The organism is Rhodococcus sp. Leaf247 (assembly GCF_001426185.1).
GTDB lineage: Bacteria > Actinomycetota > Actinomycetes > Mycobacteriales > Mycobacteriaceae > Rhodococcoides.
Genome location: NZ_LMRP01000002.1, coordinates 303,622 through 330,534 on the forward strand (window position 1 = coordinate 303,622; position 26,913 = coordinate 330,534).

A 26,913-nucleotide genomic window follows, 5' to 3' on the forward strand; every position below is an offset into this window, starting at 1 on the left:
CGCGCCGACCGTGGCGACGACTCAAAGAAACCGTGTGGCAAAAGGACGCGTTCTGTGTTCCGCTCAGCGCACCACCGAAGTGGCACCTGATCCCCCTTGCACCTGAGTATGGCACGGCTCACTGGGTCAGAACAGGCTCTTTGATGACTTTCTTGTTACGGGTATGGTTCGCTCAGCGGAACGCTCCGAAGCCGCGCGGGCGTTCGCACGATGTGGAAGGTTAGCCATATGGCACCGACTCCCAGCTCGAAGGTCGTACTCGAGTCCACCGGAACCGAATCCGCGGATCGAGTCGCGGACGTCCTGCTCGCCTTCTCCCAGTCCGATCGCGCACTGGGGGTCTCGGAACTGGCCCGCCGCCTCGACCTGAGCAAGGCCGTCGTCCACCGGATCCTGCAGTCGCTCTCGTCCCGATCCATCGTCCAACCGGTGACCGGGGAATCCACGTACTCGCTGGGGCCCGCCGCCATCGGCCTGGGCACGAAGGCGTGGAGCCAACTCGACGTCAGGTCCATCGCCGCACCGATTCTGCGGCGCCTGCGCGCGGAGACGCGGGAAACTGCGACGCTGTCCGTCCTCGTCGGGCACAGACGCGTCTACCTCGACCAGTACGAGAGCCCACAGGAAGTGAAGATGGTGGTCGAGATCGGACCCCAGTATCCGCTGCACTCCGGTGCATCGAGTCGCGCGATCCTGGCCTTCCTCCCCCCGCACTATGCCGACGAGGCGTTCGAGGAACTGAGCGGAACCACTCCCGACACCGACCGCTCGATTTTCCTGTCGCGGCTCGCCGAGATCCGCGACATCGGCTACGGCACCTCGATCAACGAGCGCAACACCGGCGCCGCGTCCATCGCCGCGCCGTTCTTCGACGCGGCGGGCCACGTCCTGGGGTCGGTCAGCTCGTCCGGGCCCGCGTTCCGCTATTCCTCGACGGCCGACGACGATCACACCGTCCACGCAGGTCAGGTACTCGCCGCGGCGCATGCCATCACGCAGAGCCTCGAGGCCAGGGCTACCCGATGACGCGTCGTGTGCCCCGGTCCTTCCTGTACGTGCCGGCCGTCAAACCGGCCCTCTTCGACAAGGCCGCGGCAGGCCCCGCGGACGCGATCATCATCGACCTCGAAGACGCAGTTCCGCTCACCCACAAGGACACTGCACGTGCCGACGTCTCCCGATGGTTGGACACACGACCCGACGCGCGCGCCGAGATCTGGATTCGCGTGACTCCCGAATTTCTCCGCCAGGATCTCGCCGCGGCTGCGAGGCCCCGAGTCGCCGGCATCATCGTCGCGAAGTGTTCGGCTACGTCGTTGTCCGACGCCGACGACCTGCTGGCCGGCACCGACATCGCGCTGGTCGGGCTCATCGAGACGGCAGCGAGCCTTCGCGACATCCCGTCGATGGCGTCCCGACCACGGGTGCAGACTTTCGGAATCGGTGAGGTGGATCTTCTCGCAGACCTGCGCATCACCCGGGGCGACACCACCCGTCACGTCGTCGACGCGATACGCACCGATGTGGTGATCGGCTGCGCCGCAGCGGGTCTCGACGCACCGATCGCGCCCACGTCGACAGACTTCCGCAATCTCGACGCCTTCGTCGCCACCACCCAGCAGTTCGTCGACATGGGCTTCCGGTCCCGGACAGCGGTGCATCCGACACAGGTCCCGGTGATCAACGCCGCCCTGACACCGTCACCGGACGACGTGCGTCGGGCGGCGCGCCTCGTCGAACTGTTCGACGCCGCGGCCGGAGGTCCAACTGTCGACGACGACGGCAGGTTCGTCGACGAGGCCGTCGTGCGCGGGGCCAGGGAAATCCTGGCCCGCGCCTGATCAGCTCGACGGACGAGCGGCCGGCTCGAGCCGACGAAGTGGGTCGAGAAGTGTTCCGACGTCGGTGATGCCGGGGAGTGTGGCGCACAGGGCGGCGAAGTCCGTTGCCGCCGAATCCTGGAGTAACCCGGTGACGTTGGCGGTGAACTTCGCGCGTACGTCGTCGAAGGACAACGGTCGGTCCGGCCCTCCACGGGTGGTCAGGACTTCCTCGACCACGGTGGCGCCGTCGTGGAGATGAGCCGTCAGCACAGCCGGGAACTGATGCGGGAAGATCGCATCGCAGCGTTCGTCGGGAACGACGTCGACGCGCGCCATGATCTCTCGCCGCTGCGTCGACGTCGCCTTCTCATCGGTGTAGTCGTCGAGAGCTGCTCCGAGTCCCCCACCGCCGAGCATTCCCACCGCCACGGCGTACGGGCCGCTGAACTGTGCCATGTATCCCGTCTGCGGGGTCCGCTTCACCTCGATGGGCTCACCGATGGTGCGAAGGTTGGCGGCCGGCACCCCCAGAGCGTACCGGCGTACGTCGTCCGGGGTGATGCCCCGGTTCCTCAGTGCCGCAGCCGCATCGATGGCCGCATGCGTGAAGTGATTCGCCGGATAGGGCTTGAAGAAGATGCCGGGTGCCGCCCAGCGGTCACCGAGTCCGTCCGTGATCTCCTCACCGCGACCCGACTGGTGCAGCCACGCCTGGAAGAACCCGAACCTGCCCTCCAGCACGGTCGGGGGGCCGGTGATGCCGTGGCGTGCCAGCCCGGCGGCGGACACCGCGGAGTGCGCCGCCCATCCACAGTGCAGGCGTTTGACCGTGCCACCCGTGCGGTTGGCTTCGATGATGCCGGCTGCCATCGACGCGGCGATACCCAGCGCGTCGACGATTCCGTCGGCCGATGCGCCTCCGATGACGGCCGCGGCGACGGCGCCACCCATGGCTCCACAGATGGACGTCGCATGTTGACCGTGCTCGAAGAACACGGAATTCTTGGTCTCCGGGTCGAAGCCCACCATGCCGAGGCGCACGCAGACCTCGAGGCCGATCGCAATGCCGCGCACCAGATCACGGCCGGTCGCACCGTGGTGCTGGGCAGCAGCGAGTGCCGCCGGAACCACGCTCGCGCTCGGGTGCAGCACCGACGGAAGATGCGTGTCGTCGAAGTCGAGCGAATGGGCCAACACTCCGTTCACGAACGCGGCCAGCGTCGGGGGGAGTTTCTCCCGCACACCGACGGCGGAGGCAACGGCGTTGCCGCCTTGTTCCGTGGCCCACGAGATGGCGGCCTTGCTCGTCTCCAGCTCCGTCGCGGCGACGGCGATACCGAGAGTGTCGAGGACTCGCAGGCCGACGCTGTCGACGACGTCCGTCGGCAGCGAATCGAAGGTCGAGTCGACGGCGAATCGTGCCAGATGCTGCGCCAGCGTGGTGTCCGTCATGCCGACACCACCGCGAGCGGACGGACCGGCGAGCCTGTTGCTCCGAAGATGTTGAGCGGCACCAGGACGAACGTGAACTCGTACGTCCGGGTGCGTGCCAACTCCTCGAGGTCGAGAGCCTCGATGATGTAGATGCCACTCTCCACGAGCAACACTCGATGCGCCGGCAGCAGCGCGTGGCCGCCGCCGGGAGCGAGCCTCTCGAAGGCGATGGTGTCCGCACCCGCTGCATGGATGCTGCGGGCCGCGAGCCACGTCGCGCCGGCCTCGCTCACTCCGGGAACACCTGACGGTCCCCCCACATACGGCTGACCCTCGTCGAAGATCTGCGCCCATCCACTGCGGATGAGGACGACGTCCCCGGCACGAATCTCGACTTGTTCGGCAGCGCAGGCGGATTCGAGGTCGTCGACGGTGATCTCCTCGCCGCCTTCCAGACGATCGACGCCTCGGACGCTCGGGATGTCCAGCAGGACACCGCGTCGCATCATCGGGGCGATGGTGTGCACCCCGAGTTCGACGTACTTGCCGCCGATCCCGGCCTCGACCGCGTCGACTCCGCCGTGCATCTTGCCGTCGTGCGACACGTGAGCGAGGGCATCGATGTGGGTGCCGACGTGCGTGCCCGTGGTGATCATGTCGTTCGCCGCGCTTCCGCCGTCGGCACGCGTCATGTCACCGTGCCGACGCGGCAGGGTGTGCCAGAACTGCGGGTGGTTCGGCGACTGCGGCATGCCCACGCGGAGCTGGCGACCGAGATCCACCGTACGAATACCGGCCGTGACGGCCTCGAGAAGTCTGTCCGACATGAGCTGTGTATCTCCTCTAGCTGAGCCGACCGGGGTTCCTGTTCCGCTGAGCGGAATCGCTGACGCAGCGGTTCCGATGGCAGTCAGACTAACAGGAGCAGCGGTTTCACGGCGGTTATCTTGACCGCCCCGCACGCCATGCTTAGCGTTACCCGCATGAGCCTTGCAGAGACGTTCCGACCAGCGGAACGCGTCCGCGACGCCGTCGACAGGCTGGCAGCCTTCGCGGCAGCCCTCGAGGACCGGTCGATCGCACACGACACCCGGGTCGGCACCGTTCTGCTGGATCTCCTGGGGGTCACGCTGGCGGGCGCGCGAACCCCCGAGGTGACGGCGATGACGGCCCGATGGCGGTCCGAGCCGGGCAGTTCGTCGACGATCGGGCGCGCGGTCACGACGACGGCGGAGACCGCGTCGTACCTCGACGCCGTCGCGTCGTGCTGCCTGGAACTGGACGAGGGAAACAAGTACGCGGCGGGTCATCCGGCAGCGCACGTCGTTCCGGCAGCCATCGCCGCGACACGCCTCGCCGACGGACCTGTGCCGGGCACCCGGTTCCTCGCCGCCGTCGTGGCGGGGTACGAGGTGGCCACCCGATTCGGCGCGGCCCTGACACGCGATCCTCGCTGGCACACGCACGGCCATTGGGGTGCGACGGGCGCCGCCACCGCCGCCGCGGTGATCTGGCAACTCGACGCCGACCGCACTGCGGCCGCGATCGACGCATCGACCGCCCTGGTGCACGTGGCGCCGTGGGATGTGGTGCTGGCCGGGAACTTCGCCCGCAATCTCTGGATCGGCGGTGCCGTGCGCGCCGGTCTGGACGCGGCGCGACTGGCAGCCTCAGAACTGGTGCACAACAACGGGGCTGCCTCGTCGACACTCGGCGACATCGTCGGTTCTCTCGATCCGGTCGCGCTGTCCCTCGATCCGGACGGTGTCTTCGCCATCGATCAGGGGTACGCCAAGCGTCACGCGAGCTGTTCGTACACGCACGCCGCGGTGGACACCGTCTACGGATTGCGTCCGTCGTTCGACGCTCGGCACGTCGCCGCAGTACATGTCCGCACGCACGCATTGGCCGAGCCGCTGTTCCAAAGACACCCGGAGACACGACTCGAAGCGATGTTCTCGTTGCCCTTCGTCGTGGCTGCGGCGATGACGAACGACCGGATCGACGCGGACGCACTGACACCGCAGACGGACTCCTTCCGCCGTGCCGAGGACTTCAGTGCGCATGTGCACGTCGAGTCGTCGCCGGATCTCACCCGCCTGCTCCCCGATCGACGCGCCGCGGAAGTCGACGTCGTCCTGACGACGGGCGAGGTGCTGTCGGCCGGGACGCCCAACCCCGTGGGCGACGTGGACCATTTCCCCCTCGACGACGCGCAGGTGCTGGCCAAGATCGAACTGCTCGTCGGTCGGGAGGACGCCGCGACGATCGATCGTGTCGTCGCGGACCTCGCGGGATCGACGGATGTCGCCGAGATCCTGCGCGCGCTGCCGTGACCTCGCGTCCTGCTGCGGACGGTGTACACATACCGACCAGCCTGTAACACTGCGGGCGTCGACGGCGACGTGAGTGTGACCCGTCGCTTCCATCTCCGAGGATCTTCTTCCATGTCGAACGCATACCCCCCGCCCTACCAGCCTCCCCTCGTCGAGACGCGGAAGAAGGGCAACCGGGGCAAGATCACCGCTGCCGTCGCAGCATTCGTCGGCCTGTCCGTCATCGGACTCGGCGCCATGCAGGACCCCGAGACTGTCGACGCCAGCGCCGAGACCGTCATCACCACCACGACGTCGGCTCCCACCACGACCTCCGCGCGCCCGACGACCACGACTCCGCGGAGCACCACGACGACGACCACCTCGGCCACCACGACCGAAGAGACCGTCACCGTGTACGCGCCACCTCCGACCACGGAACCCGCCTACACCGAGCCCGTGTACGTCGAGACGCCGTATGTCGACGTCCCCGACATCGACCGTGCGTACGTGCCCGCGCCCGTTCCGTTCGTCGCCCCCGCCCCGATCCCGGCACCCGCGCCCTACGTCGAGGAGTCGTCGGGTTCGGCGTATTACAAGAACTGCTCGGCCGCGAAGGCTGCCGGCGCCGCACCCGTCTACGCGGGCGACCCCGGATACGGATCGCACCTCGATCGCGACGGCGACGGCGTGGGCTGCGAGAACTGACTCAGCGCACGCTGGTCAACACACCGACCGCAGGCTTGGCGGTGCCGTCGGCGCGGTAGATCCCGAAGTAGTTCTCCTTGTCGGGATCGACCGTGGTCAGCGGGGCCCGGTCGGTGGTCTCGTAGAAGAAGATCGGCCCGGCCCAGCTGTAGGACAGCCGGTTGTCGACGGCTTGCCGGTAGGCGGTGGCCTGGTCCTGCTCGGTGAGGCTGGGATCTCCGGCCGTCGCCGCGCCCGCTTCCGTCATGACGATGAGTTTCCCGGCGTCACCGTTCTCGGTCATGATCGTGCGCGCACTCTTCTGGTAGATCGCACCCTGAGCATCGGTGAAGTCGACGCTCATCTGAGACCACGCATTCCAGTCCGCAGTGTCGTTCGGCATCGCAGGCGCCGTGTACGGGTGCCACCCGACGGCGTCGAAATAGTTCTTCGCTCCCGCGTCGTACATCTGGTCGAGGTAGGTGAGCGGGGAGATCGCGTGCCCTTCCGGGCTCTGCCCCGTCGTTCCGTACGGCGACAGCCCGGCGGCGACGATGCTGATGGAGCTGTACGTGGCGGCCTTCATCTTGGGATACGCGGCCTTCAGCAGGTCGACGTAGCCCTGCACGTTCGGCTTCCCGGTGACCGGGTCCGCCCAGAACATCCACAGATTCGGTTCGTTCCACACCTCGTACGACCGGACACCCTGCGGCGCATACCTGCTGACGACTTTCGCGGCGAACGTGGCGTAGTCGTTCGGATTCGTCGGAGGTGTGCTGCCGTCGGCCGTGGTCCGCGCCCACGGCGGTGTCTTCTGGATCAGCAGCAGCACGTTGAGCGACTTCGCCTTGGCTGCGGCCACCGCGCCGTCGGGACCCGCCCAGTTGAACGATGTGCGGCCGCCGTCCTGGACGTACCACCAGTCGATCTCGATCCGGACCCACTTGGCGCCGGTACCCGCCACCCGTGCCGCCTGAGTTTTCTGCACCGCCGAACTGGCACGGAAGTCGATGCCGTTGAGACCGATTCCTTGGCGGCCCACGTACGAACTGGCCGCCGAGGCGTCCGGGACGCTCAGCGACGCGATCACCATCGCCGCCACGACCACTATCTGCGCAACTCGTCTACCCATGTGCATGACGGCACCCCCCGACCGATGCGGCTACCGCGGACGCGCGGGAACTCACGAGTCAGAAGTACCACCAGTCACATCAGTCACACGTGTAACACGCCGAACGCCGGTTCGATCACCTCAACTCGCGTTTGAGCAGCTTGCCGCTCTGGTTACGTGGCAGTTCGTCCATGAACCGCACCTGCTTCGGAATCTTGAACGGTGCGATGCGGCCCGATACGTGCTCGACGATCTCCTCCGCGGTCACCGTGTGACCGTCCTTCACCGTGACCACGGCGGTGATCGCCTCGATCCACTTGTCGTCGGGAACGCCGATGACAGCCACCTCCGCAACAGCGGGATGGGTGTAGATCGCGTCCTCCACCTCGCGGGAGGCGACCAGGATCCCGCCGGTGTTGATGACGTCCTTGATGCGGTCCACCACGGTCACGAACCCGTCGGCGTCGCGGGTCACCAGGTCTCCGGAGTGGAACCAGCCGTCGCGGAACGCCTCGGCTGTGGCGTCGGGGTTGTCCCAGTACCCGTCGCACAACTGCGGCGAACGGTAGAGAATCTCTCCCGGTTCACCGTCCTCCACGTCCTCACCGTCGGCACTCACCACGCGCGTTTCGACGAAGAACACCGCCCGTCCACACGACGCGGGGCGCTCGTCGTGCTCCTCGGGTTGCAGCACCGTCGCGAGCGGCCCGATCTCGGATTGGCCGAAACAGTTGTAGAACTTCAGCTCCGGATACCGCGTCCGGAGCCGTTCGAGCACCGTGACCGGCATGATCGACGCTCCGTACTGGGCCTTCCTCAACGACGACAGGTCCCGACTGTCGAGATCGGGGTGACCGGCCAACGGCACCCACACCGTCGGCGCCAGGAAGAGCGACCCGATGCGTTCGGCCTCCACCCGGCGCAGGATCTCCGCGACGTCGGGCTTGGCCATCAGGCGGACCGTCGCCCCCACCGACAGGTACGGCAGAGCGAAGACATGCATCCCGGCGGAGTGGTAGAGCGGCATCGCGATCAACGGCGCATCGTCGGAGCCGAAGGACAGTGCGAGAACCGACGACACGTATTCGCTGACGAGAGCGCCGTGAGACATCATCGCGCCCTTGGGTTTCGACGTCGTCCCGGACGTGTAGAGCAACTGCGCCAGATCCGAGGTGCGGACCGTGGGAAGTGACACGTCTGCGTCGGGGAGGTCGAGAAGCGTCTGCAGGGACAGCACCCTGTCCAGCGCCAGCCCGTCACGGACCGCGGCGACGGCCGGTTCCAGAGCATCGTCGACGAGCAGCGCGCGCGCTCCCGACTGACGGACGAGGTAGGTCAACTCGTCCTCGATCAACGCGTAGTTGATCGGCACGTGGACGAGGCCGGCTCGCGAGCACGCGAGGAAACCCACGATGTAGGAGTCCGAATTCGTGCCGTACGCCGCTACTCGGTCTCCCGGACGCAGACCTGTCGACACCAGGTGCCGTGCCACGCGGGAGACCACGCCGTCGAGCTCCGTGTAGGTGTGGGTGCGGCCGTCGAACTCCAGCGCGGGCCTGTCCGGGTGACGACGCGCCGATCGCGTCAGGATTCCGTCGACCGTGCTCGCGCGAACATCAGCTGTCATACCCCGGACACTAGAGACATCCGCCCGAGGGGAACAGTCCCCACGGGCTCAGCTGCGGCCGACTCGCGCGCTCGCGATCGGACCCAGAACGGCCCACTCGTCGGCCGTGATCACCGAGGGATTCGACTGTTGCGGGGACCGCAGGACCTCGAGTGCGTCCAGCCCTGCGGTGACGGCACACTCCGCAGCCGTCAGCGGTTCGTCGAACGTCCGGATACGGGTGGGAACGTGCAGTCGCCGATCGTGCGGATCGTGCATATCGACAGCTGGTCCGAGGACTGTTCCGAGTCCCCAGAAACCCCGGGTCGGGTGGGCACCCGAGGCATTGCTGACCCACAGCAGAACGGGTTGACCCTCGCCCATGAGCCGGGACCGGTAGTTGGGCGCGACGCACCACTCGCCGCCCGCATCACCGGTCGCCAGCAGCGCTACGGCGTCGGTCCGCCGCGGATTGCACGTGATCACCCAGGCACCGAGCGTTCGACGGGTGATTCTGTCCATGCGCGCGTTCCCCCGAGTTTCTGTGAAGTAGCAGTAACATTGTGCTCGAAAATGGGTATAAGTCAGTGACTGACCCACTTATCAAGGACATGTGATGCCAGCACATCGGCGCCCGACCCGCACCGGACGACGCCTGACGCTGATCGGCGCCGCGGTGGTCGTCCTGGCCGGCGCCGCGACCACGACCACGACCATGGTGCTGGGTGACGGCGTGACCGCCGACGCCTCGGATGTTCCGACACCCGCGAGGCAGTCGTCCATCGGCACGCCCGTCCCCACCATCGACACCCCGGCAGTGGTGACCGCGGCGGGAGAACGGGTCGCCGCCGCGGAACCCGTCGACGCATTTGCACAGATCATGGAGATGGCGGGCTTCCCGACGGATGCGGACACCGCCGCGTTCATGGACACCTCGGTCACCGCGATCTGCCGTGACCTCGCCGTCGGTCGCACCGGCGTCGACATCCTGGCCGAGACGGCCGACCGGACCCGAGCCCGCGGATGGACAGACGAACAGTCCGACGGACTCGTCTACATCGGTGTCGCCTCGGAATGCTCTGCCTACTCGTACCTGCTCCCCTGAGCTGCGCAGGTCACCCCCGCAGCTGACGCGCGCCGTCCCACCCCTCCGGCCGAGGAGCGGACGACGTCCACGGACAGCCCTGCTCGATCCAGCGACGGCGCCACGACTGCGGCGAGACACCGAGATCGTCGTCGGTGACTCCGAACTCGAAGCCGCACGACGGGCAGATCTCGTACGACGCACCGGCGTCCGAGTACGGCGGTTCGGCGAGATCCGGATAGTGGCAGATCGGGCAGACGGTGTCGCTCATTCGGTGATGACCCCCGGTTGGCGGTCCCAGTACGACGCACCGGAACTAGGCTTGAAGTATGTCTTGGTGATGCCGTCCGGCGTGTACGACGCGAAGGTGTTCGTCTCGGCGTCGTACATCCGGATCGTGCCGTCGGGACCGACCTTCATCTGGTGTGATCCCTCCGTGCGGAACCGCGCCGCGAGGTCGGCGTACTCGTCGGACGACCGCGCTCCGACGTCGGCACCGTGACGGGCGAAGTGATCGTCGAGCGCCCTGGAGGACGACCACCCGGAAGGCGGGGCGCCGGCGCCGCGCTCGACCGTGGCCACGTCGTCGAGGCCGACGGGCACCCGCGACGTCAGATCCTCGACATCGTCGGTGGCCCGCCGCATGGTCTGCATCGAGGTCTCGTTCCGCCGCATCCGTGCGAACGCGTGCAGCGCATCGATGACCCGGCGAACACGGGCGGCTGTACGGGCGAACCGACCGGCGGCCACCGCAGCCCCGGCCGCGGCCGACAGCCCGGCGGAGACGAAGGCCAACCCGATACCGACCGCGACGGCCGCGGCTTCCTCGAGCGCGAACTGTTCGATCAGGTCCCGGATCTCTCGACGCGCCTCGTCCAGTCGCTCCGCGTAGTCGCGGCAGAGAGCGGCGAGTCCGGAACAGGCACCCGCGGCGGCTTCCACCGCGTCGGACAATCGACGCAGATCGCGATGCATGCCGTCGAGTTCCGGCGACCGGACCGCAGCCAGGTCGGACGTCGCCGACAGGATGTCGGAGCGGGCATCGAGCATCGCCTGGCCCAGCACGATCCACTGCCGCGCCGCGTCGCGCAACGCTCCGGTGTCTCCGTTGGGACACGGCACACCGACCGCGTCGGCGAGCTCGACCGCTCCCTGTAGGCCGGGCCCGGAATCCCCCACGGCGCTGGGGTAGTCGAGTTGCCTGGTGGATGCGGGCGCCCTACCGGCCGGCGGCGCCGACCCCGGGGTCAGCGCATTCGCCTCCGCAGCAGCATGATTGGCGCCGGCCTGCTCGACCAGTCGAGCCGTGACGGAGGTGGCCGAGAAGACGGTGGCGACTGATCGGCCGAGTTCGGTGACCTGCCCGTCGTACGACGTGCCCCATTGCTCGCCGGCAGCATCGCTTCCTGCCATGCCGGCCCACCGGGCGGCAGCGGCGTGATGAGCGGCAGCCGCCGCCGACATGACCTGCTCGGCACGGTAGATCGTGCGCGCCGCGGCGGCGTAGACCTCGGGCGAGACGTCGAGAACCGCCGGAGGCGCCATCAGCGTCGGCCGAACATGAGCAGATTGGCATCGACCGCGGCGGTGTAGGACGAATGTGCCCGATGCGCAGCATGTCTCATCGACTCGACACCCTCGGTCATGTCGCGGGCGTTCGACAACCATGCAGCATGCACGGCTCGGTGCGCGTCGGCTGCTACGCCCTCCCACGGCAGTGCGTCCACTCGTGTCGCCACCTCGGCGAGTGCGTTACGCGTCGTGTCGACCATGTGCGCCAGTCGCACCACCACCGAGTCCAGCTCTGCCAGATCCGCACGGAAGCCGCTCACGATGCACCCGCGACGGCGGCGGCTGTCGACTCGTCCTGCTGCGCATACATTGTCGCCGCGACCTCCAGAGTGCGCGCGGATTCGGCAAGAACCGCCACCATCTCTCGTGCACCGTGGTGGACCGTTGCCCATCCATCGGCGAACGCGCTCGCGGCGGCGCCGTGCCACGAGGCAGCGATTGCCGCGATAGCCGTTGCCGCATCGGCGATCTCACGGTCGAGATCGTCGGACACCCGCCCCAACGCTCGGCCCACATCCACCATGGCCGGTGTATCGACAGCCGTGTGTTCCATACCGGTCTCCCCCCGAACGACCCGTCGACGCCGTCGATCGACGACGCGTACAGACATGGACGGATTCACGGCCGCATCGGTTCCCGGCGCGCGCGAGCAACCGACCCCGGACAGACGAATGCGGCGCCTGCCCCCGCAGACGCCGCATTCGGTTGCAGCTCACCGTGCACCGCGGTGACGGTGGACGGTGCTCAGCTCAACGCTGCCCCCTCGTTCGAACGAACAGTCCGCAGCATTGAACCGGATATCGTCCGGTGATCAGCGATCGAGCTTGTGCTTCACCGTCTCGGCCAGATCGTGGCCGAAGCTCTGCGCGGCGGACAGACGCTGCTCGGCGATGCGGCGCGGGGCGTTGCGGCGACGGCGCACGAGGACAACGGCGACGATCGCACCGATGACGGCGGCGATGACGGGCGCGCTGACAGCGGAGGCCTTCTTCACATCGGACGAGTTGGCATCGAAGCTGCGCACCTGCTGGGCGACGTTGTCGGCGGCGTGCTTGGCGCGGTCCGCGACCTCGCCGGCCTTGTCCTGCGCCTTGGCAGCGACCTCGTTCGCCTTGTCGGCAGCCTTCTCCGCGACGTCACCTGCCTTGTCGGCAACCTCGTTCGCCTTGTCCGCTGCCTTGTTGGCGGCGTCGTCCGCCTTGCCGGCGACCTTGTTCGCCGCGTGCTCGGTCTTGTCGGCGACGTCGCCCGCCGTTTCCTTCACGGCATCCTTGGCGTCGTCGACCGCTTCGCCGGCCTTGTCGACGGCCTGCTTGCCGTCCGCCTTCGTCTGCTGTGCGGCACCCTCGGTGCGCAGCGAGTCGTCCCCGGTGGCCTCGCCGACCTTCTTCTTCGCGGCGCCTGCGGCCTCGTCGACCTTGTTCTGTGCCTTCTCGATGAAGTCGGCCATGGTGAGCTCCTTTCGACGCTGCCCCTACCGGGCGCGCTCGTGTTCGTATGAAGGTGAGTCGTACCGAGAACGCAGAAGCGTGCGCCGCCAGCACATGATCTGGGTCACAGTCGGCGGCAACCTACCGCGTCGACGCGTGTCCGTGCACCACTAGGGTCGGCGCATGGGATCGAATCGACCGTCCAACCGTGGCCAGAAGCGTGCGGCCAAGACTGCAGCACGTCGGCGTCGTCAGACCGGTGCACCCACGGCCTCCACCACCGAACGCGTCCTTGCACGCTTCGTCACCTGGATGGCAGCGCAGGACGGTGCCGGGGACATCGAACCCACCAGGCGTGTCGTCGAGTCGCTCCTGGGCGAACTGACCAGGGTCCACGAGAAGTTCACCCCTACCGCGTGGACACCCGACGACGCCCATCTCGTTCTCGACGCCGCCGAGTCCGTCCTGGCACAGGACACCGAGGCGAGCGAGGACGCGGCGCTGCATCTGGTGTTCAGCGCCCTGTCCTATCTGACGTTCCTCGACGACGAGGACATCTGGAGCGGAAGCGACGCGGACTACGAGCACTGCATGGAAGACCTGACGGACTTCGTCGACGGAATGCCCGACACCCTCACCCCCGACGACGTCACGCTTCCCGACGTGTCCGCGAGCGACGAGGCGGGCGCCCTCGCGGGACTCTCCGTGATCGGTCGAGTGGACGCGCTGCTGGCCTGGTCGTCGACCGGTGCTCCCGTGGACGCACGTGCGGTGGCCGACGCCCTCGGTGTGAACGTCCCCGCATCCGCGTTCCAGATGCCGGCCGACGTTCCCGAGCTGGCCCACACCTGGAACTGCGCGATCGAGTCCGGTGTCGTCGAGATCTCCGCGAGCGGCGCCGCTCCGGGACCTCTCGCTGCCGACTTCCGCGCCCGCGCTGTCGAGGCGTTGCGTGCGGTGGTCGCTGCCTTCGTGCGGGTGCAGTTGTCCGCCGGCGAGGAAGTGGACGTGTCCGCGTCGGTCGCCGACAGTTTCGTCGCCCAGAGCGTGCTCGCGGCGATGACCCCCGATCCTCCGGAGGGCAACCTCGACGAGAACTACGACGACCTCGAGGGCGAGGACAAGCGCACCGCGGAGCTCGTCACCGCTCGACTGCGCGCCTTCATCGACGAGGGCCTGATCGTCGGCGGCGACGTCCTGCTCGTGCCGCCGCAGCTCCGGCATGCGGTCCTCGACGGAATCGCCGGCGCGGACATCTTCGGAACCGCGGCAGACGACACCCCGCCTCAGGACTGAGAACGAGCGTCGTGAGATCCACCGGTCCGGCGCTGCATGGATCCGCCTCCCACGGGTAGGCCACTGCCGACGAGCGGGGCCACCCGGTCGGGAGAGGACCGCACATGCCGTACGAGGATCACGACCTGGACCTGGACCTGCGCTGGTGGGCCGCCGCGAACTATCTGACCGTCGCGCAGATCTATCTGCAGGACAACACGTTGCTGCGCGAGCCCCTGCGAGCCGAGCACATCAAGCCTCGACTCCTGGGGCACTGGGGAACCAGCCCCGGATTGTCGATGATCTACACACTGCTGAACCGACACATCAAACGCACCGACACCGACTGGCTGTACGTCACCGGACCGGGTCACGGCGGTCCGGCCCTGGTCGCGTCCACGTATCTGGAGGGCACCTACAGCGAGATCTACCCGAAGGTCTCGCGGGACGCCGCCGGCGTGCACGTCCTGTGCCGCCAATTCTCCTCACCCGGTGGCATTCCGAGCCATGTCAGCGTGCCCACACCGGGCAGCATCCACGAAGGCGGCGAGCTCGGCTACGCGCTGGTGCATGCCGCCGGTGCGGCGTTCGACCGGCCCGACCTGACGGTCGCGTGTGTCATCGGCGACGGTGAGGCGGAAACCGGACCTCTGTCCGCGTCGTGGAAACTGCCGGCCTTCCTGAACGTCCGACGCGACGGTGCGGTTCTGCCGATCCTGCATCTGAACGGCGCGAAGATCGCCGGACCGACAGTGCTCGGCCGCATGTCCGACGAGGACGTGACGAACTATCTGTCGGGACAGGGATGGTCCCCTGTCGTCGTCGAGGGTGAGGATCCTCGACACGTCTTTCGGGACTTCGAGCGAGCACTACGGGAGTCGCACACCACCATTCGCGAGATCCAGTAGTCGAAGTACGCCTTGGCGCCGGTGGGGATCTCGCTGTACCCGGGAGCGGCGACACCCGTCAGGGGATAGTGCGCACCGATCTTCACCGAGGTGTCGGTGATTCCGACGGTGGAGCCCTCCGTGGACTCCTCCGCCTCCTCACGGCCACCCGCACCGCACGAGGCCACCAGTACGACGGCCGCCGCGAGGGCGGTGCCCCGCTGCGCCCATGTTCGGATCCTGTTCATCGAACTCCTTCTTTCGTGGTACGACGCTGTACGAGACGACTCCGGACCGTGCCGACCAGCCCGAGTGGCGCGAAAAGGATCACGACCACGGTGAAGATGCCGGTGACCAGGGGCGCAAGTTCCGCGGCCTGCAGGCTGCTCAACCCGGCGTCGAGGCCCAGGTTGGTCACGACCGGCGGGATGTAGGTGAGGAGGGCGGCGCCGAGGAGAGCTCCGCCGCGAGACGATACGGATGCAACAGCGCGACTTCACGAAAGTCCTGGCAGCACTGGACGGTCTGCGAGACGGGCGCGGAAGCGATCCGGCATTCGTCGCCGACGCACGCGTCACTCTCGGCCTGAGTGCCCAGCATCGGGTCGCCTGCGTCGTGGGACCGCTGTCGGACCTGGGCGACCCACCGTTGGCATCACCGGAGGATGCCGTGGACGGTGTGTCGTCGTTGTGCCACTGGCACATCCGGGACGGAGTGCAGTTCGGCATCGTGTGTCCGCTCCGCTCCGACCTGTCCGCGGTGGCCGACGCGCTCGCGGTGCGCGCGACCGGTCCCGTCGGTATCGCATCGTCCCCGGACGGATTGGCGACGTTCGCTGCGGCGTACCGTGCGGCCGCGCGCACCGCCGACACGATCGGAGCGTCGGACACGCCGGCAGCGGTGGCGACGGATCGGTTACCCCGCATCGTCATGTCGGCCGACGCCGAGACATCGGAACTGGTCGTCTCGCACGCGCTGGGAGCGCTGGCGACGCACCCGGCAGTCCAACGCGACACGCTCCTGCGCACCCTGGCCTTCGTGCTGGCGACGGACGGATCGCCCACCAACGCCGCGAAACTGCTGTACTGCCATCGCAATACGGTGATCTATCGTATCCGTCAGCTCGAGGAACTGACGGGCCGCACGATCACCTCACCGGACGACCGGTTGCTCCTCACCCTCGCCCTGGTCCGATCCGGGCACTGGGACGACGCCGTCGACCAGGTCGGCCGAGCTACCCGGACTTCAGCGTCAGCACCGTGATCTCGCTGGGCGCGAAGACGCGGAACGGTGGGCCCCAGAAGCCGGTGCCGCGGCTGGTGTAGAGCTGGGTCCTGGTTCCGTGTCGACTGAGTCCGCTGACGACGGGTTGATCGAGCCGGACCAGCGCACCGAACGGCCAGATCTGTCCGCCGTGCGTGTGTCCGGACACCTGGAGATCGGCGCCCGCCGCGACCGCCGCGTCGATCTGCTTGGGTTGATGCGCGAGAAGGAAGATCGGCAACGCCGGGTCAGCCCCGTCGAGCGCCGCGGTGAGATCGGCGCCGTGGCCGGCCTCCCCGGATCCTCGCGCCGTGCGGTCGTCGACACCGGCGATCACCAGCCGGTCACCACCCCGCATGACCGTGATGTGCCTGTTGTGCAACGAGTCCCATCCCAGCGACGTCATGTGGTCCAACCACTCCTGCGCCTCGCCGAAGTACTCGTGATTGCCTGTCACGTAGACCCGAGCCGATTTCGCCGACACCCGTTCCAGCGGAGCCACCTGACCGCGTCGACGCTCCACGGACCCGTCGGCCAGGTCACCGAGATGGCACACGATGTCCGCGTCCTGACGATTGACCTCGGCCACCACGTCGGCGGACCACCCCGACCGCTCGATCGGACCGTAATGGGTGTCGGTGATGAGGACGATGCGTATGCCGTCCAACCCCTGACCGAGCCGATCGAGGGTGACGGTGACGTTCTTGACCCGCGGCAGACGCATCGCTTCCCGTCGACCCCATCCGGCGAGAGCGACCACCACGACGACAACCGCACCGGCGACGATCCGCGACCTCACCGGATCGTCGACACCGACGAGAAGCAGGACGAGACCGAGGACCTGGCCCAGCACGGACCAGACGAACGCGATCCACACCAGCCCGAGAAGGGTGTCTCCGATGCGCGCCCAGCTGTCGGAATGCGCGCGTCCGTGGCCCTTCGTCATACCGACGATCAGGCCGGCGGCTGCGCCGACGACGGCCAGGGAACCCACGATCCGGGCGATCGCCGGCCACTGCGCGCCCGAGAATACGACGGTCCACAACGGCACGCCGAAGAGGAGCAGGACGACGAGCCCCACTATCGCGAGCCGCGCCAGCGGCGGACCGCCCGCCTCGGCCTCCGTATCGGAAGTCGGCGTGCCGTGACGCCGCGCCTCGTCGGGCCTGATCTCGTCCGACATGTATCAGCCCTTCGTCATCGGGTGGCGACGTCGACGGAGCCCGTCACGACGACGCGCCCAGGGTACGCGGAACCGATCGGGCGGCTGTTGCGTCGAAGGTCACGGGGGAATGCGACACCGCGCTCGGGGAGGGGCTGCACCATGGGGTTCGACATCGCGACCGTCGTCGGGTCGTCACAGCACGCACTGCAGGGTATCGGCGAGGCCGTGTCCGACGCGGCGTCGGAGGCACTCGATTTCGCGACCGGCGAGGACAGTGACACCGCCGACCGCATCGATCGGCTCACCGCCGAGTACGACCGTGAGACGGACGCACGGACGTCGAGGGAGGACGTCGACAGAGCCCGGACCGGAGAGACGGCGAGTGCGGACAGTGTCGTGGTGCCCGAGGCGTTCGACGGGATGTCGCACCCGGAGATGTTCGCCTACAGCACCGAGCTCACTCCGGAGCTGCTCGATTCCGCGGCCGTCATGTGGCGCGAGGCGCACGCTCGGATGACCACCGCGGTGTGGGCACTGTGGAACGACCTCGGAGCAGTGCTGGGCACCGACTGGCAGGGCGCGGCAGCGGACACGGCACTCGCCTCGGTGACCGGGTACCGCACCGAATCGTTGCGCACGCTGGACCTGATGGACATCGTCGCGGGGAAGCTCGAACAGTCACGCGACGGGTTCGCACTGACCCGGGCGACCATGCCTGCGCCGCAATCGTTCACGGTCTCCGACTGGGCTCGCACGGCTGTGTCCACGGCGCTTCTGGGGCCTGTCGGCGCCGCCGGGTCGATTCACGCCATGATGGCGGAGGAAGAGAAACGCCGAGCTCAGGCCGTCGCGGTCATGAACGGGACGTACGTTCCCACCGTCGTCCGCGCGGACCACGGCGTTCCGGTACTCCCGCCGCCCACCGACCCTGCGAGCGGAACCGCGTCGTCGTCGATCGGCGGCCCGGGCGGCAGCGGTTCGGCCGCGTTCGCTGCCGGGTCACCGTCCGCGTCGTCCGGGTCCCCGGCGGCTTTCGCAGGACCGGACTCGGTACGGGCGACCGCCTCCCCCGGTGACGTGCCGTCCGATGCCGCGGACGCCGTTCCCGCGGACACCACCGCGGCGTCGACCGACGGTCCGACCACCGCGGCGCAGTCGACGCCGCCCGCGCCGGGGCCGTCGTCCTCGCCCGGTGCGGGCGCTCCCGGTACCGGACCGGGGAGCTCCGGTGTCGTCGCCGCCCCGACGTCCGCGGCCGGAGCGGGCAGGGCGGTCGGCTCTGCCGGTCGAGGGCAGACCGGGGGACGCTCCGGGTCGTCGGCGGCTCCGCTGTCGCGGCCGTCCGGACGTCCGTCGGCGTTCGGTGGGACAGGATCGGACTCCCGCATCCTGCAGAGCGCCTCGGGTGGCGGAACCGGCGGCGGCCGCGCCGCCGGGTACGGACCCGGAGGAATGATGCCGGGATCCAGAGCGGGCGGAGATCAGGACTCGGAACATCGCACCGCGGGCTATCTGGTCACGGCCGACAACGGGGACGACCTGGTGGGAGAACTCCCGCTGGTGGCGCCGCCGGTGATCGGGTGACCGGCGCGCACACCTGGCACCTCACCTCGCTCGCCTTCGCCGTCGCGATGGAAAGGGTAGGACGTGATCGAGTTCCGTTCCCGTTCACGTGGACTACCGATGCCCGCACCGCGGAGACGCTGCTCGCGCGTCGATCGGAGGCGCGACGCCAGGCGGACGACGCGGCGCTGCTGTCAGCGCTGTCCCTGCTCTCCAGCGACGAACAACAGATCACCGCCTGTGGAACGGGTGAGTCGGATCGGCCGGTCAGACTGCGGGCCGCCGTCGCCGGAGAGTTCGGCGTGGTGGTGGCGCAGGATCCCGGCCCCAGCGCGGACCGAGGTGGCGACGTCCATGTCCACGCCGTCTCGAGATCGGCTCTCGTTCCCACGCTCGTGTCGGTGCTCCCTCGTGTGGCGGCCGGCAGGATCGCGTCGTCGACCGCGGCGCGGGCCGACCTCGTCGGCGCACCGGCCTCCTACCTGCACGGCTCGACCGGTGACGACGACATCCGACGGGCGATGGCCGTACTGGACGCGCCCCGAGCGGGTCTCGGCGAAGTCGTCGTCGGCTACGCCTCGGCCGTCGACGGCCTCCTGGCCGCCCGCGACGGGTTCCGGTGGATCGACGTCCCGGGTGACGGACGCTACCTCCTGATATCGGGTGACCAGGTGAGCGTTCGACCCGCCGACCTCCACGCGATCACCTCGGCCCTCGACGATGCGGTGCGGCGCGCGGTCGACGGGGACCCGCACGGTGAGGCGCTCCCCGCAGCTAGGGTTGGGCAACTGGACGCCGTACCCGTCGACGGGTACGGCCGATCGAGAGGACCGGTCAGATGAGCGATCGCTATCCGCGCGACTCCGAGAACTACGGTTACGACCCCAACGGCGGCTACGACGACCGCACCCGTGCCTACGGTCGGCAGGATGCGTACGGCGCTCCGGGCGGGCAACCGTACGCACCGCAGAAGCAGGGACCGTCGTCGGCCGGTCTGAAGTTCGACGTCGGCCCGTTCGTCGGTGGCGTCGTCGCGACAGCGATCACGACGTTCATCGCCGGGTGGGTGGCCACCGCCATCGTCCAGGCCGTCTACAACCGGACCGGCACCAGCGTGTTCTGGATGTACGGCCTCACCGATCCCTGGATCGCCGGAGTCTACGGTGCACTCGCCGCTGTCCTGGCGGGCGCGTTCATGCTGCTGCTCTTCCAGGCAGTGCCCTCCCCCAGCACGTTCTTCAGCTGGATCGCCGGGTTGGTGGTCGTCGCAATCATCGTGCTGCCGTTCCTCGCTGCCGGAGCGATCACGGCCGCCTTCGGTTCGGCGATCGTCAACGGTCTGATGGGGTTCGTCATCGTCGCGTTGCTGTCCACGACAGCCGCCAAGACCTATCACGGGCGGCGCTGACCGCAGTCAGGGAATCCAGTAGCCCTGGGCCTTGATCGACTTCCGTGAGATCCGATACCGATTCTTGAAGACCGCCGCGATGGCGCGGGTGGTCACCGTGTCGCAGGCGACCCACGCCGCGTGATCGGAGGCGTCGCGAACGCCGGCGGTCACCGCGTCGATCATCGACGCTCCATGGCCACTGCGCGGTACCCGATGCACAGTGGTCGCGGGGGTCGCGGCGATGGGGAGACGATCGTCGTCGGCGTGCACGGTCTCCAACCACACGGTGACCGGTAGGTCATCAGGAAGTGCGCTGAGCAGCGAATTGATCGCCGGCAGTGACGCGCTGTCGCCGGCCACCAGGTATCCGGCCGGCAACGGATCGGGAACCGAGAACTTCGACCCCTGGAACGTCGCCTCCACCGTGTCGCCGATGTCCGCGTCCCTGGCCCACCGTGCAGCGGGGCCCTCGTGCAGTGCGAACTCGAGGTCGAACGTGTCGTTCGCAGGGTCGGGGTTCACCACCGTGTACGCCCGGTGATGCAGCGACGCGTCGGGTTCGCCCGTCGGGAACCACAGCCGAAGCCACATCGTCGGGTGCACGGACTTACGGGTGAACAGTCCGCCTGCATCGAGTGTGAGGCGGCGATAGTGCGGCGTCACGTCGTGCGTCCCCGTCACCGTCAGCAGGATGTTGGATCCGCCCATCAACGTCAGGACGGTGCCCTGCCAGCCCTTCGTCTGCTCGGTCATGGACTGAGGGTAGCCTAACTCTGCTCGGTGCGGCTCCGCGTCACTCCTTCGAGGAACGACGCCACGCCGTCCTCGTCGTTGCTGTCCACCACCAGTCCCACCAACGCACGCACTTCGGGAATCGCATTGGCCGGGCAGATCGGGGTGCCGACCCAGGCCAGCATCTCCAGATCGTTGCGCGCATCCCCCGCCCCCGCGGTGTCGCGTCGCGCGATACCGCGTTCCTCGCACAGCTGCGCGAGGGCAGTGGCCTTGGAAACTCCGCGCGCCGCGATCTCGATGTAGGGGGCGCCCGAATGCGTCACCTCGACACCGTCGAGGCCCGCCGCGATCACTGTCCGGTAGAGCTCCACGCTGGGCACCGTCGGATGCCGGCCCACGATCTTGACCATCGTCTCGTCGAGCCACGGGAATTCTCCCGCCAAATCCATGGTGTCGGGATCGCGATGGTGGTCGGAGAACACGGACAGGGCTGCGTAGCCCGCCTCCGCCGCGAATGTCGTCGGTCCGACCGCGGCGAAGACGATTCCGGGAATCAACGACCGCAGACGTGCGATCGCGGCACCGCCGGTATCGATGTCGATGCCGACGGTGCGCGTGACCACAGGGGTGCCGTCGGCAAGGTCGATCACGACAGCACCGTTGGCGCACAACGCAATTCCACGGAAACCGCTCTGCGTCGCGAACTCGTGGACCGAATGACGGGCACGCGCTGTCGCCCAGACCACGTCGATACCCGCCGCCGCAGCATCGGCCATGGCGCGAGCAGTGCGCGGCGAGATGGTGCGGTCCGACCGCAGCAGCGTCCCGTCCAGATCGGTGGCGAAGAGTCGAACGGTCACCCGCTCAGCTTCCCACCCGATCGGGTGAAATCAGGTCAGGGCGTCGGCAATCGGGGTGTCGCCCTTGTCGAATTCGATCATCCGGCCGGCGGTCGACGGGGTGTCGAGGACGGCCGCGATCACGGCGGCGACGTCGTCGCGGCTGACGGAATCGCCCGTGGCACCCTGCGCCTTGGTGGTGATGGAGCCGGTACCGGCGTCGTCGGTGAGGCTCGACGGCGCGACGATGGTCCATGCCAGGTCGCTGTTCTTCAGATGCTGATCGGCCTCGGCCTTTGCCTCGGCGTACGCGTAGAACGAGTTGTCCGGCGAGACGCCGTGATCGGGTCCCGCTCCGAAGTACGACACCAGCACGAAGCGCGGCACCCCCGCGGACACGGCCGCGTCGACACAGCGGATGGCAGCGTCACGGTCGACGGCATAGGTGCGATCGGTGTCCCCACCGCCCGCTCCCGCCGCGAACACCACGGCGTCGTGGCCCGTGACGGTTCCCGCGATCTCCGGCGTCGTCTGCGACTCGACGTCGGCGACGGCGGCAGTGGCCCCCGTCTTCTCGATGTCGGCACTCTGGTCCGGGTTGCGGATCAGCGAGGTGACCTCGTGCCCGTTGTCGGTCAGGATCTTGGCGAGCTTCAGGGCGATCTTTCCGTGCCCACCGACGACGGCGATACGTGACATGACTGGTTGGTCCTCTCGTGAAACGTGGACGGTCGGACGACCTGCTCCGCCCGGGGGGTTCCCGGGGTCACGACCCGCACAAACATCTCAGGGATACGGACGCCCGGCAGCGGCGGGTCCACGGACCTTTCCGACGAGGCCCGCGACCGCGAGAATGGTCACGACGTACGGGAGCATCAGCATGAACTCGCTGGGTACCGGTGAGCCGATGATGCCCAACACGTTCTGCAGATTGGATGCGAAACCGAAGAGCAGCGCCGCCAGAGTCGCCCGTACGGGATCCCATCGGCCGAAGATGACCGCGGCCAGGGCGATGTAGCCGGCACCTGCCGTCATCTCCTTGCCGAAGGCGCCGACGGATCCGAGGGTGAAGTACGCACCGCCCATTCCCGCGATGGCGCCCGCGAGGCAGACGTTCCAGAAGCGGGTGCGGGCGACGTCGATGCCCACGGAATCCGCTGCGCGTGGGTGCTCGCCGACCGCGCGCAGCCGTAGTCCCCATCGGGTGCGGAACAGTCCGACGAACACCGCGGCGACCGCGATGTACATGACGTACTCGATGACCGTCTGACGGAACAGGACCGGCCCCACGATGGGAATCTGGGACAGCAGCGGGATCTCGATGCGCGTGAATCGCGGCGGCGTGTTCAGGGTCGCGGCGCTCGGCACCAGCACCTTCGAGTACAGGAAACTGGTCAGGCCGACGACGAGCACGTTCAACACGACACCGACGATGACCTGGTTGACGAAGTAGCGGATCGAGAACACCGCCAGGACGCTGCCGACGAGGGCTCCCGCCACCAACGCCGCCACCAGGCCGGCATACGGCGACCCGGTGAGCGTGGCGACGACGGCACTGACGAACGCGCCGCCCAGCAACTGTCCTTCGATGGCGATGTTGATGATGCCGACACGTTCGGACACGACGCCGCCCAGGGCACCGAAGATCAGCGGCGTGCTCAGCGCCACCGTGCCCAGCAGGAGTCCCGGAACGGGGATGGTCTCCCCCACCGCGGACCAGGTCAGGAACAGGAGCACGAACGCCACCGCGAACACAGCGGTCACGGCTATCGGGGTACGACGACCGGCGCGGGTGCGGACCGCACTGAATGCGGTGAGCGCGAACAACACCACGACCAGGGCGATGCACGTTGCTCGAGCGGGGAGACCGACGTCGGGCAGCCTGACGAAGTCGTTGTCGCTGGCGAGGGAGAACGTGCTGGTTCCGCTGTCACCCCGGACGCCGAAGGCGAGGAGTGCGATCACGGAGACCACGCCGAACACGACGGGCAGTTTCCAGGACGACCCCGACCGAGCGCCGGCATCGGGAGGGGCGGTGGCGAGGGAGCTCATCAGCTCACCGCTTTCGCTCGTGGTTCGGGCAATCGGAAGACCGCACGCACCAGAGGCGGCGCGGCGATGAAGAGCACGATGACGGACTGCACCACCAGAACGATGTCGACAGGGATGGCCTCGCCGGCCTGCATCGCGAAACCGCCGGCCTTGAACGCACCGAACAGGATGCCGGCCGCGAACACGCCCCACGGGCGCGAACGCCCGAGGAGTGCCACGGTGATGGCGTCGAATCCGATACCCGCGTCGATATCCGCGGAGAACCCGGTCGTGACCGTGCCGAGAACCTGGGTGACTCCGGCGAGACCGACAAGAGCGCCGGACAACACCATCGCGTAGATGTAGACCCGCTCGACCTTGATACCGGCGACACGGGCAGCGGACGCATTCTCACCGACGACGCGGAACCGGAACCCTGTGCTGGACCGCTCGAGCAACCACCAGACAGCGGCGGTGACTGCGATGACGACAACGAAACCCCAGTGCAGCGAGTACTTCGAGCCGAATAGCGATGGCAGCGTCGCGTCATCCATCATCGCGGGAGTCTTGGGGTTGTTCGAGCCCGGTGCCTGGAGCGCTCCGGGCGTCCGCAGCAGGTACGAGATCAGGTAGAACGCGACGTAGTTGAGCATGATCGTGACGATGACCTCGTGCGCACCGGTTCTCGCACGCAGGACACCGGCGATACCGCCCCACACCGCGCCGCCGAGAACGCCCGCGAGGATCGCGGCGATCAGGTGCACGTAGGGCGGAAGGTCGAAGGTGAACCCGACGTATCCGGCGCATGCCGCGGCGATCAGCATCTGTCCGCGGCCGCCGATGTTGAACATGCCGACGCGGAAGGCCAACGCCACGCCGAGTCCGGCGGCGATCAGCGGGGTCGCGAACGTCAAGGTCTCGGTCAGCGGACGGATGCCGTCGGCGAAGCGCGGGCGTCGGAAGTTGTAGACGCTGCCCTGGAACAGCGACGAGTAGGCGCCCCACACCGAGTCCCAGATCGCGGACAGCATGTCGGTCGGACGGGAGAAGAAGTAGCCCGCCGTTTCCCGCACGTCGGGGTCGGTGGCGGCGATGAGGACCGCTCCGACCACGAAGGCCATGAGTACCGACAGGAACGACAGCAGCACACTGCCACTGGCGATCTTGCGGAGTACCGATTCCGACTGTGACGGCGCAGGTGCTTCCGTCGTGCTCATGTAGCGCCCTCGGCGCGTTCTGTTCTTCCGCCTGCCATGAGCAGTCCCAACTCTTCTCGCGATGCGTCACCCGGCACGATGCCGACGATGGCGCCTCGGTACATCACCGCGATGCGGTCGGCCAGGGCCGAGACCTCGTCCAGTTCGGACGAAATCACGATGACCGGCGTGCCGGCATCACGCGTCGCGACGATGCGCTTGTGGACGAATTCGATGGATCCCACGTCGATTCCGCGCGTGGGTTGCGACGCGATGAGCAGCCGGAGGTCGCGACCGAGCTCACGTGCCAGCACCACCTTCTGCTGGTTTCCGCCGGACAGCCGCCCGACGGGAGTGTCGATGCCGGGGGTGCGGATGTCGAACTCCGACACCTTGTCCGACGCGAACGTGCGCAGGAACGACCGCAGGATGCTGCCGCGCGCGGAGAACGGCGCACCGTGGGAGCGATCGAGCATCAGATTCTCGGCGACGCTGAACTCGGCGACGAGCCCGTCGTCGGTGCGGTCCTCGGGCACGAAACCCACGCCCGCGTCGAGGACTGCCCGTACGTCGCGCCCCACGATCGACGCACCGTCGAGTGTGATCGATCCCGTCATCGCCGGGTGCAGACCGAGGAGCGCCTCGGCGAGCTCGGTCTGTCCGTTGCCCTGCACGCCCGCGATCGCCAGGATCTCCCCGGCTCGAACCTCGAACGACACGTCGTCGACGACGGGTCCGGCGGGACCGGGCACCGTGAGACCGGTGACGACGAGAGCCGGATCACCCAGCTGCGCGGGTTCTTTGGACACCCGTAGCTGGACTTCGCGTCCCACCATCAAGGATGCGAGCTCCCCGTCGGACGCTGTGGGCTCGGCCTGACCGACCACCTTGCCCAGACGCACGACCGTGATGCGGTCCGCGACGACGCGCACTTCACGCAGCTTGTGCGTGATGAACACGATGGCGGTGCCCGAGTCCGCGAGTTGACGCATGATCGTCATCAACTCGTCGGTCTCCTGCGGCGTGAGCACCGCGGTGGGCTCGTCGAACACCAGGATGTCCGCGTCGCGCGAGAGCGCCTTGATGATCTCCACGCGTTGCTGGACGCCGACCGGAAGGTCGCCGACGACGGCGTCGGGATCGACGTCGAACCCGAAGCGCGCCGACACCTCCCGCACCAGGGTGCGCGCTGCCTCGATGTCGAGACGACCGCCGAACGTGGTCTCCTCGTTGCCCAGGATGATATTCTCCGCGACGGTGAACACGGGGATCAGCATGAAGTGCTGGTGCACCATGCCGATGCCGGCGCTCATCGCCTCGCCGGGACCGGCGAACGTTCGCGTGTCCCCGTCGATGAGGATGTCGCCCTCCTCGGCCCGGTAGAGGCCGCTGAGGACATTCATCAACGTCGATTTACCGGCACCGTTCTCACCGAGGAGGCAGTGGATCTCTCCTGCCTCGACGGTGAGATCGATGCGGTCGTTCGCCACGAGGGATCCGAAGCGTT

General features: G+C 68.0%; 28 protein-coding genes and 1 pseudogene. 11 read left to right on the forward strand and 18 right to left on the reverse strand.

Annotated elements, in window-relative coordinates; translation table 11 throughout:
• The first annotated feature begins 228 nt into the window (after nt 1-228).
• The gene (locus ASG64_RS10910) at nt 229-1,026 is read left to right on the forward strand and encodes an IclR family transcriptional regulator (RefSeq protein WP_056073545.1); all 798 of its coding nucleotides are present in this window, start codon (nt 229-231) and stop codon (nt 1,024-1,026) included.
• The gene (locus ASG64_RS10915; protein ID WP_056073547.1) at nt 1,023-1,841 is read left to right on the forward strand and encodes an HpcH/HpaI aldolase/citrate lyase family protein; all 819 of its coding nucleotides are present in this window, start codon (nt 1,023-1,025) and stop codon (nt 1,839-1,841) included. Before ASG64_RS10910 ends, ASG64_RS10915 begins: the two co-directional genes overlap by 4 nt.
• Here ASG64_RS10915 and ASG64_RS10920 read toward each other — a convergent pair whose 3' ends face one another.
• Nucleotides 1,842-3,275: an MmgE/PrpD family protein gene (locus tag ASG64_RS10920; protein WP_082518392.1), complete on the reverse strand. Its 1,434-nt coding sequence runs from the start codon at nt 3,273-3,275 to the stop codon at nt 1,842-1,844.
• The gene (locus ASG64_RS10925; protein WP_056073550.1) at nt 3,272-4,084 is read right to left on the reverse strand and encodes a cyclase family protein; all 813 of its coding nucleotides are present in this window, start codon (nt 4,082-4,084) and stop codon (nt 3,272-3,274) included. The genes ASG64_RS10920 and ASG64_RS10925 overlap by 4 nt, the downstream gene beginning before the upstream one ends.
• Before the next feature lie 156 nt (nt 4,085-4,240).
• On the opposite strand from ASG64_RS10925, the gene ASG64_RS10930 reads away from it, so the two are divergent.
• Both ASG64_RS10930 and ASG64_RS22310 read left to right on the forward strand, forming a co-directional pair.
• The gene (locus ASG64_RS10930; RefSeq protein ID WP_056073551.1) at nt 4,241-5,593 is read left to right on the forward strand and encodes an MmgE/PrpD family protein; all 1,353 of its coding nucleotides are present in this window, start codon (nt 4,241-4,243) and stop codon (nt 5,591-5,593) included.
• Between the two features lie 111 nt (nt 5,594-5,704).
• Entirely contained in the window at nt 5,705-6,280 is a 576-nt protein-coding gene (locus ASG64_RS22310; protein ID WP_056073553.1) for an excalibur calcium-binding domain-containing protein, read from the forward strand.
• 1 nt (nt 6,281) lies between these two features.
• On the opposite strand, the gene ASG64_RS10940 is transcribed toward ASG64_RS22310, so the two are convergent.
• From ASG64_RS10940 to ASG64_RS10950, 3 genes are all read right to left on the reverse strand, one after another.
• On the reverse strand, nt 6,282-7,391 hold the full coding sequence (locus ASG64_RS10940) for a hypothetical protein (RefSeq protein WP_156388354.1): 1,110 nt from the start codon (nt 7,389-7,391) through the stop codon (nt 6,282-6,284).
• 115 nt (nt 7,392-7,506) lie between these two features.
• Entirely contained in the window at nt 7,507-8,997 is a 1,491-nt protein-coding gene (locus ASG64_RS10945; RefSeq protein ID WP_056073558.1) for a fatty acyl-CoA synthetase, read from the reverse strand.
• Nucleotides 8,998-9,045: 48 nt separating this feature from the next.
• Nucleotides 9,046-9,498 carry a hypothetical protein gene (locus ASG64_RS10950; protein ID WP_056073561.1) on the reverse strand — a complete coding sequence of 151 codons (453 nt, stop codon included), beginning with the start codon at nt 9,496-9,498 and terminating at the stop codon, nt 9,046-9,048.
• Between the two features lie 94 nt (nt 9,499-9,592).
• Here ASG64_RS10950 and ASG64_RS10955 point away from each other — a divergent pair, with 94 nt between their 5' ends.
• Nucleotides 9,593-10,081 (forward strand): hypothetical protein, encoded by a 489-nt coding sequence (locus ASG64_RS10955; RefSeq protein WP_156388355.1) that lies wholly within the window; start codon nt 9,593-9,595, stop codon nt 10,079-10,081.
• Nucleotides 10,082-10,091: 10 nt separating this feature from the next.
• On the opposite strand, the gene ASG64_RS10960 is transcribed toward ASG64_RS10955, so the two are convergent.
• From ASG64_RS10960 to ASG64_RS22065, 5 genes are all read right to left on the reverse strand, one after another.
• Nucleotides 10,092-10,331, reverse strand: a complete 240-nt coding sequence (locus tag ASG64_RS10960) for a hypothetical protein (RefSeq protein ID WP_042573824.1) — start codon at nt 10,329-10,331, stop codon at nt 10,092-10,094.
• Nucleotides 10,328-11,605 (reverse strand): WXG100-like domain-containing protein, encoded by a 1,278-nt coding sequence (locus ASG64_RS10965; protein ID WP_056073564.1) that lies wholly within the window; start codon nt 11,603-11,605, stop codon nt 10,328-10,330. The genes ASG64_RS10960 and ASG64_RS10965 overlap by 4 nt, the downstream gene beginning before the upstream one ends.
• Entirely contained in the window at nt 11,605-11,892 is a 288-nt protein-coding gene (locus ASG64_RS10970; protein WP_056073566.1) for a WXG100 family type VII secretion target, read from the reverse strand. Before ASG64_RS10970 ends, ASG64_RS10965 begins: the two co-directional genes overlap by 1 nt.
• Entirely contained in the window at nt 11,889-12,185 is a 297-nt protein-coding gene (locus tag ASG64_RS10975) for a WXG100 family type VII secretion target (protein WP_056073568.1), read from the reverse strand. The genes ASG64_RS10970 and ASG64_RS10975 overlap by 4 nt, the downstream gene beginning before the upstream one ends.
• Nucleotides 12,186-12,443: 258 nt before the next feature.
• Complete coding sequence (locus tag ASG64_RS22065) at nt 12,444-13,082, reverse strand: CsbD family protein (RefSeq protein ID WP_056073571.1); 639 nt, start codon at nt 13,080-13,082, stop codon at nt 12,444-12,446.
• A gap of 163 nt (nt 13,083-13,245) precedes the next feature.
• Between ASG64_RS22065 and ASG64_RS10990 the strand changes: the two genes are divergently transcribed.
• A complete protein-coding gene (locus ASG64_RS10990) occupies nt 13,246-14,358 on the forward strand; it encodes a hypothetical protein (RefSeq protein WP_056073573.1) in 1,113 nt (370 codons plus the stop codon).
• A 104-nt stretch (nt 14,359-14,462) separates the two neighbouring features.
• Nucleotides 14,463-15,242: pseudogene (locus ASG64_RS10995) on the forward strand (phosphoketolase); the annotation flags it as partial.
• Nucleotides 15,243-15,468: 226 nt separating this feature from the next.
• Here the strand turns inward: ASG64_RS10995 and ASG64_RS21590 are convergent.
• The gene (locus ASG64_RS21590; protein ID WP_235579573.1) at nt 15,469-15,642 is read right to left on the reverse strand and encodes a hypothetical protein; all 174 of its coding nucleotides are present in this window, start codon (nt 15,640-15,642) and stop codon (nt 15,469-15,471) included.
• 62 nt (nt 15,643-15,704) lie between these two features.
• Here ASG64_RS21590 and ASG64_RS11000 point away from each other — a divergent pair, with 62 nt between their 5' ends.
• Nucleotides 15,705-16,487, forward strand: a complete 783-nt coding sequence (locus ASG64_RS11000) for a PucR family transcriptional regulator (protein WP_056073577.1) — start codon at nt 15,705-15,707, stop codon at nt 16,485-16,487.
• On the opposite strand, the gene ASG64_RS11005 is transcribed toward ASG64_RS11000, so the two are convergent.
• Nucleotides 16,459-17,670: a metallophosphoesterase gene (locus tag ASG64_RS11005; RefSeq protein ID WP_082518395.1), complete on the reverse strand. Its 1,212-nt coding sequence runs from the start codon at nt 17,668-17,670 to the stop codon at nt 16,459-16,461. The two genes, ASG64_RS11000 and ASG64_RS11005, sit on opposite strands and share 29 nt — an antisense overlap.
• Nucleotides 17,671-17,811: 141 nt before the next feature.
• On the opposite strand from ASG64_RS11005, the gene ASG64_RS21595 reads away from it, so the two are divergent.
• From ASG64_RS21595 to ASG64_RS11020, 3 genes are read left to right on the forward strand one after another with little or no spacing between them, the layout of a single operon-like run.
• A complete protein-coding gene (locus ASG64_RS21595) occupies nt 17,812-19,236 on the forward strand; it encodes a hypothetical protein (RefSeq protein WP_056073580.1) in 1,425 nt (474 codons plus the stop codon).
• Nucleotides 19,233-20,057, forward strand: coding sequence for an ESX secretion-associated protein EspG (locus tag ASG64_RS11015; protein WP_056073581.1), 825 nt, complete (start codon nt 19,233-19,235; stop codon nt 20,055-20,057). The genes ASG64_RS21595 and ASG64_RS11015 overlap by 4 nt, the downstream gene beginning before the upstream one ends.
• Complete coding sequence (locus tag ASG64_RS11020; RefSeq protein WP_052493257.1) at nt 20,054-20,623, forward strand: hypothetical protein; 570 nt, start codon at nt 20,054-20,056, stop codon at nt 20,621-20,623. The genes ASG64_RS11015 and ASG64_RS11020 overlap by 4 nt, the downstream gene beginning before the upstream one ends.
• Nucleotides 20,624-20,629: 6 nt before the next feature.
• Here the strand turns inward: ASG64_RS11020 and ASG64_RS11025 are convergent, their stop codons facing one another.
• From ASG64_RS11025 to ASG64_RS11050, 6 genes are all read right to left on the reverse strand, one after another.
• Nucleotides 20,630-21,358, reverse strand: a complete 729-nt coding sequence (locus tag ASG64_RS11025; protein WP_056073584.1) for a siderophore-interacting protein — start codon at nt 21,356-21,358, stop codon at nt 20,630-20,632.
• A gap of 14 nt (nt 21,359-21,372) precedes the next feature.
• Nucleotides 21,373-22,200: an HAD family hydrolase gene (locus tag ASG64_RS11030; RefSeq protein ID WP_197074760.1), complete on the reverse strand. Its 828-nt coding sequence runs from the start codon at nt 22,198-22,200 to the stop codon at nt 21,373-21,375.
• Nucleotides 22,201-22,230: 30 nt separating this feature from the next.
• Nucleotides 22,231-22,878: an SDR family oxidoreductase gene (locus ASG64_RS11035; RefSeq protein ID WP_056073585.1), complete on the reverse strand. Its 648-nt coding sequence runs from the start codon at nt 22,876-22,878 to the stop codon at nt 22,231-22,233.
• Between the two features lie 87 nt (nt 22,879-22,965).
• Nucleotides 22,966-24,231 carry an ABC transporter permease gene (locus tag ASG64_RS11040; RefSeq protein ID WP_056073588.1) on the reverse strand — a complete coding sequence of 422 codons (1,266 nt, stop codon included), beginning with the start codon at nt 24,229-24,231 and terminating at the stop codon, nt 22,966-22,968.
• Nucleotides 24,231-25,427: an ABC transporter permease gene (locus ASG64_RS11045; RefSeq protein WP_056073590.1), complete on the reverse strand. Its 1,197-nt coding sequence runs from the start codon at nt 25,425-25,427 to the stop codon at nt 24,231-24,233. Before ASG64_RS11045 ends, ASG64_RS11040 begins: the two co-directional genes overlap by 1 nt.
• Nucleotides 25,424-26,896: an ABC transporter ATP-binding protein gene (locus tag ASG64_RS11050; RefSeq protein WP_327212894.1), complete on the reverse strand. Its 1,473-nt coding sequence runs from the start codon at nt 26,894-26,896 to the stop codon at nt 25,424-25,426. Before ASG64_RS11050 ends, ASG64_RS11045 begins: the two co-directional genes overlap by 4 nt.
• Nucleotides 26,897-26,913: the final 17 nt, after the last annotated feature.